This is a genomic window from Gluconacetobacter sacchari (assembly GCF_014174255.1).
In the GTDB taxonomy this organism is placed as follows: domain Bacteria; phylum Pseudomonadota; class Alphaproteobacteria; order Acetobacterales; family Acetobacteraceae; genus Gluconacetobacter; species Gluconacetobacter sacchari.
In genome coordinates, this window is sequence record NZ_JABEQJ010000035.1 from 1 (window position 1) to 15,011 (window position 15,011).

Annotated in this window: 11 protein-coding genes and 2 pseudogenes; 3 read left to right on the forward strand and 10 right to left on the reverse strand. The window is 66.2% G+C overall.

Annotated elements, in window-relative coordinates:
* Positions 1-170, reverse strand: a 170-nt coding sequence (locus HLH48_RS19295) for a transposase (protein ID WP_182999111.1), incomplete at its 3' end; no start/stop codon positions are given.
* A 162-nt stretch (positions 171-332) separates the two neighbouring features.
* On the opposite strand from HLH48_RS19295, the pseudogene exbB reads away from it, so the two are divergent.
* A pseudogene (exbB, locus tag HLH48_RS19300) lies at positions 333-1,027 on the forward strand (tonB-system energizer ExbB); the annotation flags it as partial.
* Positions 1,027-1,323 (forward strand): annotated as a pseudogene (locus HLH48_RS19305) (energy transducer TonB); the annotation flags it as partial. The pseudogenes exbB and HLH48_RS19305, both read left to right, overlap by 1 nt.
* Positions 1,324-1,371: 48 nt before the next feature.
* Here HLH48_RS19305 and HLH48_RS19310 read toward each other — a convergent pair.
* From HLH48_RS19310 to HLH48_RS19325, 4 genes are read right to left on the reverse strand one after another with little or no spacing between them, the layout of a single operon-like run.
* Entirely contained in the window at positions 1,372-1,686 is a 315-nt protein-coding gene (locus HLH48_RS19310) for an antibiotic biosynthesis monooxygenase family protein (protein WP_182999112.1), read from the reverse strand.
* A gap of 26 nt (positions 1,687-1,712) precedes the next feature.
* Positions 1,713-2,513: an ATP-binding cassette domain-containing protein gene (locus HLH48_RS19315; RefSeq protein WP_182999113.1), complete on the reverse strand. Its 801-nt coding sequence runs from the start codon at positions 2,511-2,513 to the stop codon at positions 1,713-1,715.
* A complete protein-coding gene (locus HLH48_RS19320) occupies positions 2,510-3,541 on the reverse strand; it encodes a FecCD family ABC transporter permease (RefSeq protein WP_182999114.1) in 1,032 nt (343 codons plus the stop codon). The genes HLH48_RS19315 and HLH48_RS19320 overlap by 4 nt, the downstream gene beginning before the upstream one ends.
* Positions 3,538-4,455, reverse strand: a complete 918-nt coding sequence (locus HLH48_RS19325) for a heme/hemin ABC transporter substrate-binding protein (RefSeq protein WP_264812262.1) — start codon at positions 4,453-4,455, stop codon at positions 3,538-3,540. Before HLH48_RS19325 ends, HLH48_RS19320 begins: the two co-directional genes overlap by 4 nt.
* A gap of 137 nt (positions 4,456-4,592) precedes the next feature.
* Between HLH48_RS19325 and HLH48_RS19330 the strand changes: the two genes are divergently transcribed.
* Complete coding sequence (locus HLH48_RS19330; protein ID WP_182999115.1) at positions 4,593-6,746, forward strand: TonB-dependent receptor domain-containing protein; 2,154 nt, start codon at positions 4,593-4,595, stop codon at positions 6,744-6,746.
* Between the two features lie 209 nt (positions 6,747-6,955).
* Here the strand turns inward: HLH48_RS19330 and HLH48_RS19335 are convergent, their stop codons facing one another.
* From HLH48_RS19335 to HLH48_RS19355, 5 genes are all read right to left on the reverse strand, one after another.
* On the reverse strand, positions 6,956-7,465 hold the full coding sequence (locus HLH48_RS19335) for a hypothetical protein (RefSeq protein WP_182999116.1): 510 nt from the start codon (positions 7,463-7,465) through the stop codon (positions 6,956-6,958).
* Positions 7,447-7,995: a hypothetical protein gene (locus HLH48_RS19340; RefSeq protein WP_182999117.1), complete on the reverse strand. Its 549-nt coding sequence runs from the start codon at positions 7,993-7,995 to the stop codon at positions 7,447-7,449. The genes HLH48_RS19335 and HLH48_RS19340 overlap by 19 nt, the downstream gene beginning before the upstream one ends.
* 152 nt (positions 7,996-8,147) lie before the next feature.
* Positions 8,148-9,242, reverse strand: a complete 1,095-nt coding sequence (locus HLH48_RS19345; RefSeq protein WP_182999118.1) for a Gfo/Idh/MocA family protein — start codon at positions 9,240-9,242, stop codon at positions 8,148-8,150.
* Positions 9,243-9,244: 2 nt separating this feature from the next.
* Complete coding sequence (locus HLH48_RS19350; protein WP_182999119.1) at positions 9,245-11,536, reverse strand: Ca2+-dependent phosphoinositide-specific phospholipase C; 2,292 nt, start codon at positions 11,534-11,536, stop codon at positions 9,245-9,247.
* A complete protein-coding gene (locus tag HLH48_RS19355; RefSeq protein ID WP_182999120.1) occupies positions 11,536-14,388 on the reverse strand; it encodes a TonB-dependent receptor in 2,853 nt (950 codons plus the stop codon). The genes HLH48_RS19350 and HLH48_RS19355 overlap by 1 nt, the downstream gene beginning before the upstream one ends.
* Positions 14,389-15,011 lie beyond the last annotated feature (623 nt).

The window sequence follows — 15,011 nt, forward strand, 5'->3', positions numbered from 1 at the left end:
GGATCGGCGATGAGCCGGGCGAGGCGATCAGCCAGGCCGATCCGCCGCTCGGCGGCAGCCAGCAGCAGGACACCACCATCCGAGGTGATCCGGCCACCATCAAAATCAGCCATGATTTTCTTGCGTCGGATGGCTGGAAACAGGAACGGTTGGCTCGTATCGTCGGACATGGCGGGTGTGGCTCGGCGCGATCGGAGAAACGGATGGCTTTGACACCCAATTCGTAAACCCAATCAAAAGCTTAGGCGATACCCGCCACCCAGCCCCGACCAACCCCGTGAATAAGATGGGTTAACTCCTGGTCCCATTTCCGGGGACCACTTCAGTCGCTCATGACCCCGATTTCGTTTTCTCCATGGCAGATGTTCCTCGGCGCCGTCGTGCGCGGCGTCATGATCCTGCTGGCGGTGGCATCGCTGCTGACCTGGACGATCCTGATCGCCAAGAGCGTGGAACTCGTGCGGCTCCGCCTGGCCCTCAGCCGCGCCGAGCGCGCGCTGGGCGCGGCCAATACACTGACTCTCGGCGAGGAATGGACACGCGACCATGGCGGGATCGCCCACCGCCTCGTCATGGCGGCCGAGGCCGAGCGCAGGCAGTCGCAGGATATTCCCGACGACCGCGACGGACTCAGGAGCGCATCGTGCTCCATCTCGAACGGCTGGAAGCGGCCGAGGGGCGCCGGCTGATGCGCGGCACCGGGTTGCTGGCCACCATCGGCGCGACGTCGCCCTTCATCGGCCTGTTCGGCACCGTCTGGGGCATCATGACGTCGTTCACCGGTATCGCCGCCAGCAGGGCCACCAGCCTCGCGGTGGTGGCGCCCGGCATCGCCGAGGCGCTGCTCGCGACCGCGCTCGGGCTGGTCGCGGCCATCCCGGCGGTGGTGATCTACAACCACATCGCGCGGCAGTCGGCGTCCTGCCGCGCACAGCTGGCCGACCTGACGTCACTGGTGATGCGTCTGGTCTCACGCGGCCTTGGCCGGATGCAGGCTTTGATCGCCAGCGGCCAGGTCGTGCGGCTCCCGTCGCCTGGCAGGGCGCGTTGCTGGCGCAGTTGGAGACGTTCAAGCGCTATCCGGCCGATGCCATGGCCGAGCATCAGGAAGGCACGCCGACCGTGACCTTCGCCATGGACCGCAAGGGCCGCGTGCTCTCGGTGACGCTGGCCAGCCGTTCCGGTCATCCGTTGCTGGACCAGGAGGCGGTCGCGCTCCCCAGCCGCGCCCAGCCCCTGCCGATCCCTCCCGACAGCGTCGCGGGGGATCCGATTACCCTGACGGTCCCCGTCGCGTTCTACATATCCGGCGGCGGAGACTGATCTTTCCTCGCCGCCATGGGCGCTGGCCGCGCGCAGACGGGGGCGCTTCTACCCCTCGACGTTCTGGAGTACGTCGAATCCTTCAAAAACGGGCGGCCCGACCGTCAGGGGCTGGCCTTCCCCCGCATTGGCGTGGGCCGCGCGAAACTGCTCGGAGCGCGTCCAGCCGATAAACGCCTCGTAGGACGCCCAGACCGTGTGCGAGGCGTAGAGCACATGGTCCTCGGCGGCCGCTCCCTTGAGAAACTGGAAACTGACGAATCCCGGTACGGTTTTCAGCAGGACGTCGCGGTCCAGCCAGCGCCTCCGGAAGGCTTCCTCGCAGTCGGGACGTACGCGAAAGCGGTTCATGGCGATATACATGCATGTCTCTCCGTATAGGGGGTAGGCTAATCAAGCAGATCGTGCGGCAGAATGTAGGGCCGCCCGGTGGGTGCATGAGGCGGCGCAGGCACGGTCCGGACACCGAAAACGTCCGCCAGAAGGGCCGCGTTCAAAAGCTGGTCCGGCGGCCCCTGCGCGTGGATCTGCCCCCGCTTCATCACGACGATCCGGTCCGCCCGCGCCGCAGCCCAGTTCAGGTCATGAAGCACGACGACGACGCTGCCACCCATGCGCGCATGATCGCAAGCGAGATCGAGCACCAGTTTCTGGCGCGCGAGATCCTGCGCCGCGATCGGCTCGTCGAGCAGGAGAATGCCGGGGCCGTCCCTGACGGCGCCCGCCTCCAGTTGCGCCAGCACGCGCGCCAGATGCGCCCGTTGCCGTTCGCCACCCGACAGGGTCATGACGTCCCGCCGCGCGAATGCCGAAAGACCGGTCCGGGCGAGCGCGGCGTCGACGATCCGCGCCTGTCGGGGCGCGGTGAGGCCGGCTCCGGCGACGGCAAGCCCCATCGTCGCGAGTTCCCGCACGGTAAAGCGCGCCCGAAGGCTGCCGTCCTGCGGCAGAAGCGCCCGCCGGCGGGCGAGGATGTGCCGGGGAACATCCGCGATCGGCCGGCCGTCGGATGTCACGACGCCCGTGGTCGCCCCCACGATGCCGGCCAGCAGGCGCAGGGCCGTGCTCTTGCCCGCGCCATTCGGCCCGACGATGGCCAGAACCTCGCCCGGCCGCGTCTCAAGGTCGAGCGCCGCCACGATGGATCTCGCCGCAACATGAAACCCGGCCCGTCTCAGACGCAGGCTCATGACGGCATGTCCGGATCATGCGTGCGGGTCAGCAGCCAGACGAAGGCCGGGGCGCCGAGCACCGCCGTCACGATCCCGACCGGCACCTCGGCAGGTGCCGCGATCACGCGCGCCAGGCTGTCGGACAGCGTCAGGAGCGTCGCCCCCAGCAACGCGCTTGCCGGCAGCACCAGCCGGTGATCCGGCCCGGTCGCCAGCCGCACGAGATGCGGCACCACGACCCCGACGAAACCGATGGCGCCCACGATCGAGACCGTCGCCCCGACCATGGCCGCGACGGCGAGCATGGCCAGACGCTTGGTCCGCTCCACCGGATAGCCCATCAGCCGCGCGTCCTCCTCGCCGAGAAGCAGCGCGTTCAGCGGCCGCACGAGGCCGAGCGTCGCGAGCAGGCCGAACGCAAGAAACGGCGTGACGAGCATGACGTTCCGCCAGCTCGTCCCCGCCAGGCTTCCCATGGTCCAGAATGTCAGGTCGCGCAGGGCCTGGTCGTTGGCCCGGAAAATCAGGATGCCCGTCAGCGCGCCGCTGAAGGCCCCGAAGGCGACCCCCGCGAGAAGAATGGTCCCGATCGACGTGACGCCGTTGCGGGTTGCGAAGACATACAGCAGCGCGGTCGTCGCGAAGCCGCCGGCCATGCCGGCGAACGGCACGCTCCACAGGCCCAGGCCACCCGGCAGTCCGGCGGCGCCTCCCGCCACGATGACGAGCGCCGTCGCGAGGGCGGACCCCGGTGAAACGCCGATCAGACTCGGGTCCGCCAACGGATTGCGAAACAGCCCCTGCATGATCGTGCCCGCCACGCCAAGCGCCGCGCCGGTCAGGGCGGCCATCGCGACGCGGGGCGCGCGGATGCGCGACAGGACCGTCCATGCCATGCCGTCGCCGGAGCCGGCCCACGCGGCGCGGAGCCCAACGCCCGTCGCGCCGATATCGAGCGACGCCAGCAGTGACAGGCACAGCGCCAGGGCCAGGCCGCAGAGGAAGATCGGCGGCGGCAGCCGCACGGCACGATCCTGCCCGGTCATATCGTCTTGCCGGCCATGTCGATCATCCGCGCGAGATCGAGCGCCGCGCCGGGCGTGCGCGGGCCGAAACCCAGCATGCGCTCGCCCTCCATGGACACGATCGCCCTGCGCCTGCCCGCCGGCGTCAGGGCGAAGGCCGGGCTGGCGAGAAGGGCCGGCCGGATCGCCGCCGCGTCCTGGTCCATGAGCAGGATGACGTCCGGCGCGAGCGCGACCACCGCTTCGTCGTTCAGGATCTTGTAGCCCTGCATGCCAGAGGCCGCGTTGGCGTGCCCGGCAAGCCCGATGATGGACGCCGCGGCCGTACCGCTTCCCGCGGCGAGGGGGCGGCCATTCTGCATGCGCATGACGAACAGCACCTTGCGGGCGCCGCCGGCATGGTCCAGTCGCCATTGCCGCAGCGTGGCGAAACCCCGTTCGATCGACTCGCCCAGGCGCGCGCCCGCGGCCGGAAGATCGACCACATCGGCAAGAAAGCGCGTCCGCGCGAGAATGGCATCCGGCGACGGCGTGGCATCGACGAAGACGATGGGCACCGCCGCCGCCATGAGCTGATCGAGCGCGGCCGGCGGCCCGGCATCGTTCATGGCAAGGACGAGATCGGGGCGCAGGGACAGGATGCCCTCCGCCGAGAGCGTTCGCATGTAGCCCAGCGATTTCCTGTCGCGCAGCGCCTCCGGGGGCCAGGTGCTGGTGACGTCGACCGCCACGACGCGCCCCTGCGCGCCCAGGGCGTAGAGCGTCTCGGTAATGGTGCCGCCGGCGCAGGCGATGCGCCGCGCGAACCCCACTCTGACGCGACGCCCACGACAGTCGGTCACACTCCGTTCGTCGGCGCCGCGGGCAGGCGGCGTCATGACCGCCGAGGCGCACAGGACGAGGGTGCGCCGGGTCATTCTGGTCAGGGACGGCACGCGACGATTCTCCCAAGGATTTGGCGCCTTCATCCGAGCGCCCTCGTCCGGACATCATTAGATGAGAATGATTCCTATTGCAAATAAGAATCTTTCGCACTAACCGTCGACACGATCAGCCGGAGATCAAATGTGTGATGGTTACTCTGCGTCGAATCCTCTGCCTTTCCTGCGCGACGGCGCTTCTGGCGCCGGCCGCGGCCGTCCGCGCCGCATCCGCGCGGGACGGGACGACCGCCCCGGCAGGCACCGGACATTCCACCGCCAGCATCCGGTCGAACCCGCCCGCGATCGCGCTGCCGACCGTAAGGGTCGGCGGAAATATCCGGCCTGCCACCGTGCCCCAGGCATCGGCATCGGTCTCGCGCCAGGACATGCTCCGGGTCCAGCCCAACGAGCCCTACGCGATCCTGACCGGCGTCCCGGGCGTGTTCTTTCAGAACGACGGAACGCCCGCCCTGTCGGTGAGCATCCGGGGGATGCAGGATTTCGGCCGGGTCAATGTGATGATCGATGGCGCGCGGCAGAATTTTCAGGAAAGCGGACATGGCGCCAACGGCAGCGTGTATGTCGATCCGGCGCTCCTCGCCGGTCTGGACGTTCGGCGCGGCACCGTCTCGACCGGCGATGGCGCGGGAGCGACCGGCGGCGTGATGAACCTGCATACGCTGGATGTCGGCGATATCGTCGAGACGGGAAAGCGGTATGGCGTCACGGCCCGCGCCCTCGGCGGGACGAACAATTATGACGGGTCGGGGATGATCGGCGCGGCCGATCGCATCAATCGCTGGATCAGCATCGGCGCGGCCTTCAGCATGCGCAGCTCGGGCGATTACGAGGACGGCAACGGCGACCGGGTCGCCCATACCTTCCAGCGCCTGCAATCGGGCCTGTTCAAGATCGACATCACGCCGGGGGCCGACCAGAGCCTGCGGCTGGGCACGGTGATCTATCACAACCAGTTCGGCGTCGGCTCCGAGGGCATCGCGACCGCCGACACCGTGCAGAACAATACGGGCAATATCGAATATCGCTACACGCCGAAGGGCAATCCGCTCGTCGCCCTGCATGTGAAGGGCTATGTCGTCAGCACCGGCATGACCAATTACACGCCGTCCTTTCAGGGCGTCACCATGGCGGCGGCGGATCGGACGCGCTACGGACTGACCACGCTGGGGTTCGAGGCCGACAACAATTCGCGGCTCCTCGCGGGCCCGATCCGCATAGCGCTCGATTACGGCGGCGAATATTATCACGACCAGGTCACGACGACGGACCAGACCGGATACACCGGCGCGACACCCTCGGGCGGCCGGGCGGTCGGCGGCGCCTTTACCCAGGCGACGCTGGGATGGAAGATCGTCGATCTGACGGGCGCCATTCGCTACGACACCTACCACCTCTCGGGCGGCGGAACCAACGAGGCCTCGGGCTTCACGCAGGTTCCGGCCGGACGCTTCCATGTCGGCCGCGGCGCGGACGCCGCAAGCCCCAAGGTGACGCTGGCCGTCCATCCGACGCCGGGTCTTCAGGTCTATGCCAATTACGGTCTCGGCTTCCGTCCGCCGGCCACGACGGAGACGCTCTATTCCGGCTCGCACCCCGGCCTCGGATTCCTGAAATTCATTCCCAACCCCGCCCTGGAGCCCGAACGGACCTATGGATGGGAAGCCGGCAGCAAATTCCATTTCCGCGATGTCTTGTCCGCCCATGACAGCGTGGAGTTCAACGGCGATTATTTCGATACGCGGATCAGGAACTATATCGGCCAGACGCTCGTGACCGGCGCGCCCGCTCCGGGTTCCTACATCCCGACCATGGGATATTTCTTCCAGAACATGCCGGGCAATACGCGGACCAGCGGCTTCGAGGGGCAGATCAGATATGAGTCCGCGCTGGTCTTCGCCTCGCTGTCCTACACCAACACGACCACAAAACTGCCGATGATGGACTATACCGGCTACGACCAGCTCGTCACGACGCCCCCCCGATCGGTCATGGCGGCCACGCTCGGGTTCCACCTGCTCCAGGACAGGCTGACCCTCGGCGTGCGCTCGCGCGCGGGGTCGGAAACGCGCGGCCAGCCCAGCGCGGAAACCGGTATGGCCCAGGTGCGGCCGGGCTACGTCATCTTCGATCTGTTCGGATCGTACCAGATGACGAAACGGCTCCAGATCTTCGCATCGGCCGACAACGTGGCCAACCGGGCCTATTACGCCGACGCTCTGTCATCGATTCCCAATCAGGGGCTCGCGGTCATGGCCGGACTGAACTTCGCCCTGTCACGATGAGGAGGCGAGCAGATTGCCCGACGTCATGCGCACGGATGTCCGCAAGCCGCAAGCCGATCCGGCCGGACACCACGCCCTGAAGCACGCGAAAGCCAAGCGGCAGCGGAAACGACCGTGCCATGCCGCACAGGCCGGAGGCGAGCGTGCAGGCCGGCCGCGACCCGCGCCGACGAACAGGCGCACCTGCCCGACACGCCGCCTGTGTGGGTTCAATGCAGGGTCGTGGCAGGGATGGATGACGACCATCCCTGTTCGCCGCCGGGCCACCACGGCGCGCCGCGCGGCGCTTCGAAAACATGTCCCGCCGCCGCGAAGGTCAGCGCCATCCGCGCGAGATGGTCGCAGCCATCCAGGGCGGCTGCGTCGGTCATCAGGCCGGTGAGGATATCGAAGGCGTCCTCATGCCGCCCCCGTTGCTGGCAGGCGAGGGCATCCAGCAATAGCCGTTCGTCCGCGCTGACATACGGGAAACAGACGCAGTTCACCTCGATGACGCGCCGCGCGCCCCGCCCCGTCGTCACCATCAGGCCATGCAGGTCCGCGATTGCCGCGCCGACGCCAAGCTGGTGGAAGACGTTTTCGATCCCCTCCGCATAATCGCGACGATCGGACAGGCTGATGACCCAGGCCCGGATGCACCAGAGAACGGTCCGTTCCAGCTCCGGCAGGTCGGCACGGCGGCGGGAGATGCCGGCCGCCGTCATGACGGCTCTTCCCATCTTGCCGTTCCGGACCATCCGACGCCCGTGCCGCCCGAAGCCGGCCACGCGACCGCCAGGCGGGCCGGATCGGCGCCACGCAGGCGCATCAGGCGCAGGGCCGGCGCCGGCAGCGGCGCGGCCGACAGCCAGTGTCCGCACCCGGCCAGGCTGTTCGCCAGCGTCGTCACCGCCCGTGTCAGTACCGGGCGCGCGCGCGGGTGAGGCGCGAGTTTGCACAGGAAATTATCCACCAGCCCGTCCTCCTCGTTCTGCGCGGCGCCCGCCGCCTGGAGCAGCCGGCGCTCATGGCGCGTGGTTTCGATGGTTCCGGGCGGCGCCACGATCAGCCCCGCGCCCTGCCATTCCAGCATCGCCGCCTGGGCACCGCGGAAGCCGGCGCCGATCGCCGGCAGCGCGCTCTCCCAGGCGGTGATTTTCCGCGCCGACAGGGGGCAGGCTCGCGATCCATGGAAGGCATGCCGGACCGCGCCGATGATTTTGGCGGCGGCCTCGCTGGCGGCGGGATCATAGGTGAGCGTGATGGTCATCGGCCTGTCCTTCTGCCGTGTCTCCCTCTTCGCGATGCTATATATTGCAAACGACTCGCAATTGCAATTCAAAACATAGCCGCGCCCCATGATCCGATGCGGCGCTTCGCGACCGGTAAGATTGTCCGGCGGTGTCGGCCCCTGTGCCGCCTCTATGGCAGGGGCGTCATCGTCCGACGCGCCGCCATGATGATCTGCCGGCACAGGTCGAGATCGGCGACCGCCTCGCGGAGCGGGGTACGCGGCGGCACGCCCATGACGACGGCCTCATGGAAATGCTCCAGCTCCACGCGGAACGGGTCCTTGTAGAAAGGACCGAAATTCTGGATGACATTTTCCGTCTCGGTGCTTTTCTGTAGAACCGCGCGGCCGGGCAGATTGCGGATATAGGGCGTATCGTAATGAATATCGAGCTTTTCGTGCCCTGAAATCACCTCGATCGTCGCGTCGAAGCGGACGACATCGTCGATCAGGCATTCATAGCTCGTCACGAAATGTCCATGGTCCAGAAGCGCGTTGATCTGCATGCCGCTCTGCGCGACATGCGCCGCGATGACGCGCCGCGGCGCGCCCAGCAGCATGCGCAGGGCCGACAGCGAATGCACACCCAGCCCGGTGAGAACCTCATACGCCTTCAGCATGGTGGGCGACGCGTCGTCGCCACAGACGGATTTCAGGTCGGCAAGGCGTCTGGCCCGGCCCGACGCGACCATGTCCGCCGGAATGTCATCCGTGGGCACGGCAACATCGCTCCAGTTGCGGAAAAACCACGGGCCTTCGCAAATCAGGTCTCGAACACGGGCATACCGCGTCTCGCCCATGTGCGTCAGCAGCGCCTGGCCCTGCGTGAAGGCGGGGGCGTAGCACCGCATGTATCCCACCATGGCCACCCGGTCGGTCTGCTCGTCCACCTCGATCAGGGACCGCAGATCCGCGTTCGTCAGGCAGGCGGGCTTTTCGAGGAAAACATGCTTTCGGGCCTTCAGCGCGGATCGGGCATGTTCGCCATGGAACTGGTCCGGACTCAGGATCATGACGGCGTCGATCGAGTCGTCGGAAAGAAGGGCGTCAACCGTGTCGTGGCGATGCGGTATCGCCCATGCCTCGCCGACACGCGACAGAACCGAGGGCGACGGGTCGTACAGCGCGGTCACGTCATATCGGTCCCGCAATTGGTGCAGGACCGGCAGATGGATAAGCTGCGCGACCTCGCCGGCGCCAAGCAGGCCGAGAGAAATCTTCGTCATTGTCACTTTTCTCCTGTGGTGGGCGCATGCGGGTCCTGCGCCCGGCTGGTCTTCAAGGCGGATATCAGCTCGTCAGGCGTGCAGAGGCCCGTTGCGGCCTTGCAGGCCGGCACGGCGGGAAACCCGAGCGAAGGCCGGGCGTGCCCAGGCGCCGCGCGCAAGGCTTCCGGCGTCTGGGATTGGAAGAAGACGCGGATAGCCGTCTTGCCCGCATCGGTGTCGTAGACGGCAAATCCCAGCGCCGAACCGACGGGTATCTCGTCTGGCGCGTAACCCGGCGCGCGCACATGGGTATCCATCAGGCCCAGAAGCGGTGCGATGGTGTCGTCATGCCCGACATAGAGCCGGAAGTCCGGTCCGCTGGTCTCGGTCAGATCCGCGATAAGGCGCTCACGCAGGTCGCGGGACAGGGGTTCGCCGATCGCGGGCGGCCGCACGATGCTGTTCAGCATCGCGGCATGCAGCGCCGAAAACAGTCCGAGTTGGGCGGCGCCCACGGACGCCCCGTCCAGGCGCGTTTCCGGCTTGCCGTCCAGATAGGCCAGCATCAGCGCCTCGGCGATGGAGGAGCCTTCGCGGATCGGGCCGGCGAGGATCAGCCCGTGATTCGCGCCATCCGGCTGGACACGGTTCACGGATGTCAGGAAGCTGCACAGGCCGCCATTGCAACGGACAAGCCGCGCCAGTGCCGCCAGCGCGTCCGTCCGTCGCGCAAAAACCCGGTCTGCGTCCGGCAGCCGCCGCACGATGGCGCGCATGTCGAAGCGCGTCGGGTCGGCGTCCAGCGCCGAGAAGATCGGGTCGGGCACCCCAGGGCGCAGATGCGTGACGCTGATGGAGCACGCGGGCGCGAAGCCGCGGGTAAACGCCTCGGCGCTGGCGACCGTGCGGGGTTCCGAATTGGCGCGTATCGCCAGGGTCTGCGGCGCGGGGCAGCCACGCGCCGGAATCAGGCCGTTCTGATCCAGCCATTCACGCTCGAACCGTCCGGTCGCGCGCATGCCCGCGGCACCGCGCGGCGTCAGGTCGCCGGGGGCGACCTCCCATCGCGGCCATCCACCGGGAACGGTCGCCTCCCCGGGTTCCTGTCCCGGAAGCGGAGAGCGGATGCCGTGCCGCATGACCATGACGACCCGGCGCAGATGGAGCCCGTGCCGGCCGGCGGGCTCGATCCCCTGCGCGATACAGCCTGCCGGGGCGGTGACGGGGTTGCACCGCGCGGCGCCTCCAGCCGGAAACCCGACCCGGTACCCGCTCCAGCGCGCCGGTTCACCGTCGGGATAATCCGTGCTGACGATCTGCGCCCCGCTGGCCAGCATGGCGTCGCGGCGTGCGATGCGCCCGTCCCGGGCCTCGATGGTGTTCACGTCGGCCCGCGTGCGTACAAGCAGGTGGCGGCGCACCAGCGCCGTGATCCGGTCGGTCGGACCATCGTTGAGTTCCGCGAAGGCGGCGTCGGGCGCGTCGGGGGCCGCATTGGTAAAGGCGACGCGGCCGCGCAGGGACGGGTGTCCCTCGAGATAAAGCGGCCCGTTATCGCGTTGGTCGAGCAGAAACACGATCTTGCCCCGGCTGCGGGCGAGCGTCGGCCACCCACGCGCGCTGACGGCGGCCGAAAGCGACGGATCACGGCCGCGCACGTCATCGGGGGTCAGCAGGTCGTTCGGCGCGAAAACGGACCGGATCGTCTCATCGAGCGTGTCGAACGCTCCGGCGTTGAAAAGCTCGGCAGGCGTCGTGCCGGGAACATCGTTCGACTGTTCGATTTCGAGAATGACGAAGACCGGAACATGGTCGGGATGGGCGTGCGACCAGGTGCGAATCTCTTGCAGGCATGCCTTGAGCGGCTGGCAGGTCGCATGCTGGTCGATGTCCGGAATATGCATGACCTTCAGGCCGGGCTGGCGCATGAGCGCGGCCTCGGCCGGAGGAAGCGGCCATTTTTCTTCAGGGTGACCGGGGCGATGCGGATCCGCGAAGCGGCCGCCCTGGCTGTCGGCGTAAATATCGAGTTCGAGTTGGCGAACGCCCTGATCGAGTTGCGTCGAAAGGGGCGGGTGCGCGTAGTCGAGCAGCCGCGCGAGATCGGGGGAGGTGCGTCCGATCTCCGCGAGAATGCCGGGCTCGACCCCGGCATGATAGCTGTTATGCGATCCGATGACCTGCACCTGATCCAGCCGCAGCGATGCCGGATCGAATGTCTCATCGGCCTTCGCCGCGCCAACCGCCGCCAGGAACAGCGCGGCCGCAAGGGCCGCGCTCCGGTGATGACGGCGCTGTGGGAAAGCATTCATCAGAATTGCCCGGTCAGCCCTGCGAGATACGTCCGGCCCGTCTGGACAAAGGCGCCATTGGCCGAGCCGTCATAGGCGAGATAGGCTTTCCCCTTGCCCATCGTTTCCCAGTAGGCGGGCGTATTCAGCAGGTTCTGCATCGCCAATGTTCCCGTCAGACCCCAGCCGAACCTGTATTTCATGCTGAGATCGAGCCGCTGCGTCGGTTGCAGATAGAAGTCCGGCAGAGTCGAATTGACGCTGAGAAGCTGCGGTCCGATATAATTATAGTTCAGGTCGAAATGGACCGGACCCCGGTTATAGAACACGCCAAGATTATACATCATCTCCGGCGCGCGCGGCAGCGCGGTATTCGGATGTCCGGCAATGTTGCTGTCGGCGACCGAATGCTGGAGCGTGATGTTGCCGTTCACGCCAAAGCCGCCGAGCCAACCCGGCAGGAAATACAATGTCTGCTGGGCATTCAGTTCGATGCCTTCCAGCGTCGCGCCGCCGCCGTTCATGGGCATCTGGTATTCGGTCCCGTTATTCGTATAGGCGTTGGTCGGCACGTTGCCACCCAGCGTCGAACTGTTTGACGTGCCGGAGACGGAGGTGAAAACGAATTTCTGGATCTGCTTGTAATAGACCGACGCCGAAACCACGCCGGAATGGTGGTTGTAGAGTTCTCCGGAGAAGTCGAAGACGGTGGCGGTCGTCGGGCGCAGATTCGGGTTGGGCTCCGAAACCGAGATGATGCGGTTGGTCAGAGAGTCCAGCGTCAGGGAGGTCGCGCCGTTGATCAGGCCGAAGGCCGGGCGCGTCAGGGAGCGGCGCACGGAAAAACGCAGGACACTGAGGTCCGTCGGGCGCCAGTTGATGTTGAGGTAGGGAAGCGGCGTGCCATAGGACTGCTTCACGTCGATGAAGGACCCTGTCGCGTCGTCGCCGTTCGATTTCCAGTGCGCGCCGCTGAAATCGGTATATTCGTAGCGGAAGCCAGGATGGATATCGACGGGGCCGGCCTGGAGGTTCAGTTCGACGAAAGCCGCATAGATGCGTTCGGAGCCACGGCTGGTATTCGCATTCCAGTCGTTCTTCGTGTAATCGCCCGCGCCGTTGGGATCGTTCTGATATTTGTACGGGACGGTCGTATTCTTGATCCAGTCGCGGTCAAGCAGGCGGAAATCGCCGGCGGCGCCGCCGAACGCATTCACGTTCCTGCCCGGAACGGCGCCGACGACCGGGCCGGCCGCATTGTTGTAGGCCCAGTTCTCGCCACCGAAGAAAGGCCCGTCATACACGAAGTTATTGTCGTCGTGGAAATACGGATGATGCCAGGCCTGCCGCTGCGTGTCGCTGACCTTGAAGCCGAATACGATGGATTTCAGGATGTCGGAATGGAAGCGATAGGCGGCGCCGGCATGGATGCCGAACATGTCCGCGGTACTCCGGGAATCACGTCCCTGCGTCTTCCAGAAGCGGTCCGTGTTCTGATCGTAGAGCCGGGAAAGGGCGGCGGACGACGCAACGGCGCGCGGCAGCGTCGTGTTGGCGACATCGAAGGTGAAGGGGCCATTGACGATCGTGTTGCCATACATGCTGGCCTCGACCTGATTGGGGCTGGACTGGACGCCATAGCTGTTGAACACGTCATAATTGACGGTCCAGTCGCCGGTGCGCGTGGTGCCTCCGAGTTTCTGCGTGGTCAGCAACTGGGCCGAGTCGTCGGTTTCGAAATACTGGCCGCGCGTGGCCGTGGCGGACTGGTACACGCCATCGGAGCCATAGCCCGAATTCGCGCCGCGCAGCGACACCTGATTGTCGTTTATGTTGACGTTGTACTGGCCGTACGTGCCCAGAAAATAGAGTTCCTGGTTGTCACCCTTGTAATTGAGCGAGAGGGAACCGCCATAACGCTTGAGGGAACTCGAAAACAGATCATATTTCAACTGTTGCGTCGAAAGCTGCGATGCCTGGTTCAGGCTCGTCACACCCGCCTGGGACAGCAGGGTCGGCGTGTACGATGTGTTCGGCGCGACGGCATCGGCCAGAACACCCTTGGACGAATAATAGCCCGTGGCGTAGACGCCGAAACGTCCATCCCTGCCGAAACGCCGGGCGAACTCCACCTGCGCGGTGCCGCCGAGATCCTGCGTGCCGATCTGCGCGGCCTTGTCGTTCAACTGTCCCTGCAACGTGATCTTCTGGTAGGGGCCGACGAAATCGAAGGCCGTGGGCGTCCGGATATCGATGGCGCCCCCGACCGCATCGCCATCCATGTCGGCGGTGGTGCTTTTGGACACCTTGATCGACGTGATGCCATAGGGGGCGAGCATATCGAATGAAATGGCACGGGTGGACGGGTCCGCCGGGGCAATGCGCTCGCCATTGAGCATATAGGCGTTGTAGCTCGAATCCAGGCCCCGGATGGTCATGTACTGCGCTTCGCCCGTCGCGGCCTGGCCGCTGGCCATGTCGCTGTAAGCCGATACGCCCGGCAGTCGCGTCAGGATGTCGGAAAGGTTCGTCTCGGGCGCCTGCTCGATCTGCTCGCGAGACATCACGCTCGCCACGCCCGGGCCCCGGCGCTGCTCGTCGAGCGCGGCGGCAACGCTCCCTCCGCGCAGCGCCGTGACGTTGATGCTCTCGGTGTTGTCGGCAGGGGCGACGGTCTTCCGCGAGGCAGCGGGGGCGGATGCCGCCGATGCCGGCAGCGCCGGGGCCGCGGTCTGGTTGATGGCGTGCGGCTCAGTCTTCTTGCTGCGGGTCTTGAGCTTGTGCGTCGTCGGCTGCGCCATCGCGGGCGCGATGACGCCTGCCGCCGCCAACGGGATCAGATATCTCGTCAGCGCTTTCTTGAACGATATCATCGAACGGATCCTCTTGAAGGAAAGAGACGGACGACACGCCGGCCGCATGGGACATCCGGCTGTCGCAGGCGGCGGGGTCGCGGGAAATTCGGGAGGGCGAGAGACGGGAAGGGGTCACATCCGCCACCCCTGTTCGACGGGTATAAAACAATAGAACGGATTTAAATTTCTATTGTCCAGATTCGCAACGAGAAGCCATATCGCCTCGTGGTCTTTCGCGTCCTATCATCAGAAATCCTGATAAAACTTGGAAGATGACCTCCGATGCGGCTTTAATCGCTTTCCTTGGGGATTTGTGTGAAGGCTGTGTTAAATCTCCATCCATGTCGATTTGTGCCAAAAACCCGGATGGACTTGGGAATAAAATACGACATATGTAATTAAAGAGGCGGCATGAGGCCGGCATGAGGTGCTTCTGGCTCTCAGCGCCCGTTCAGGGCGGTGCAACGGGAGAGGGCGGTGAGGTCGGGACGCGTTCGAAAACTTCCGGGAGTTCCGGCTTTTGTCGCATGGGGGCTTCTGTCATGGTCATGTCCCCTCGCGGCGGCAACGTGCCCCGGGTCGCCACTTCTCCACCATGCGTCGGCGGCGCTGGCGGTCCTGCCCGGGCGTTATGGCCGCGC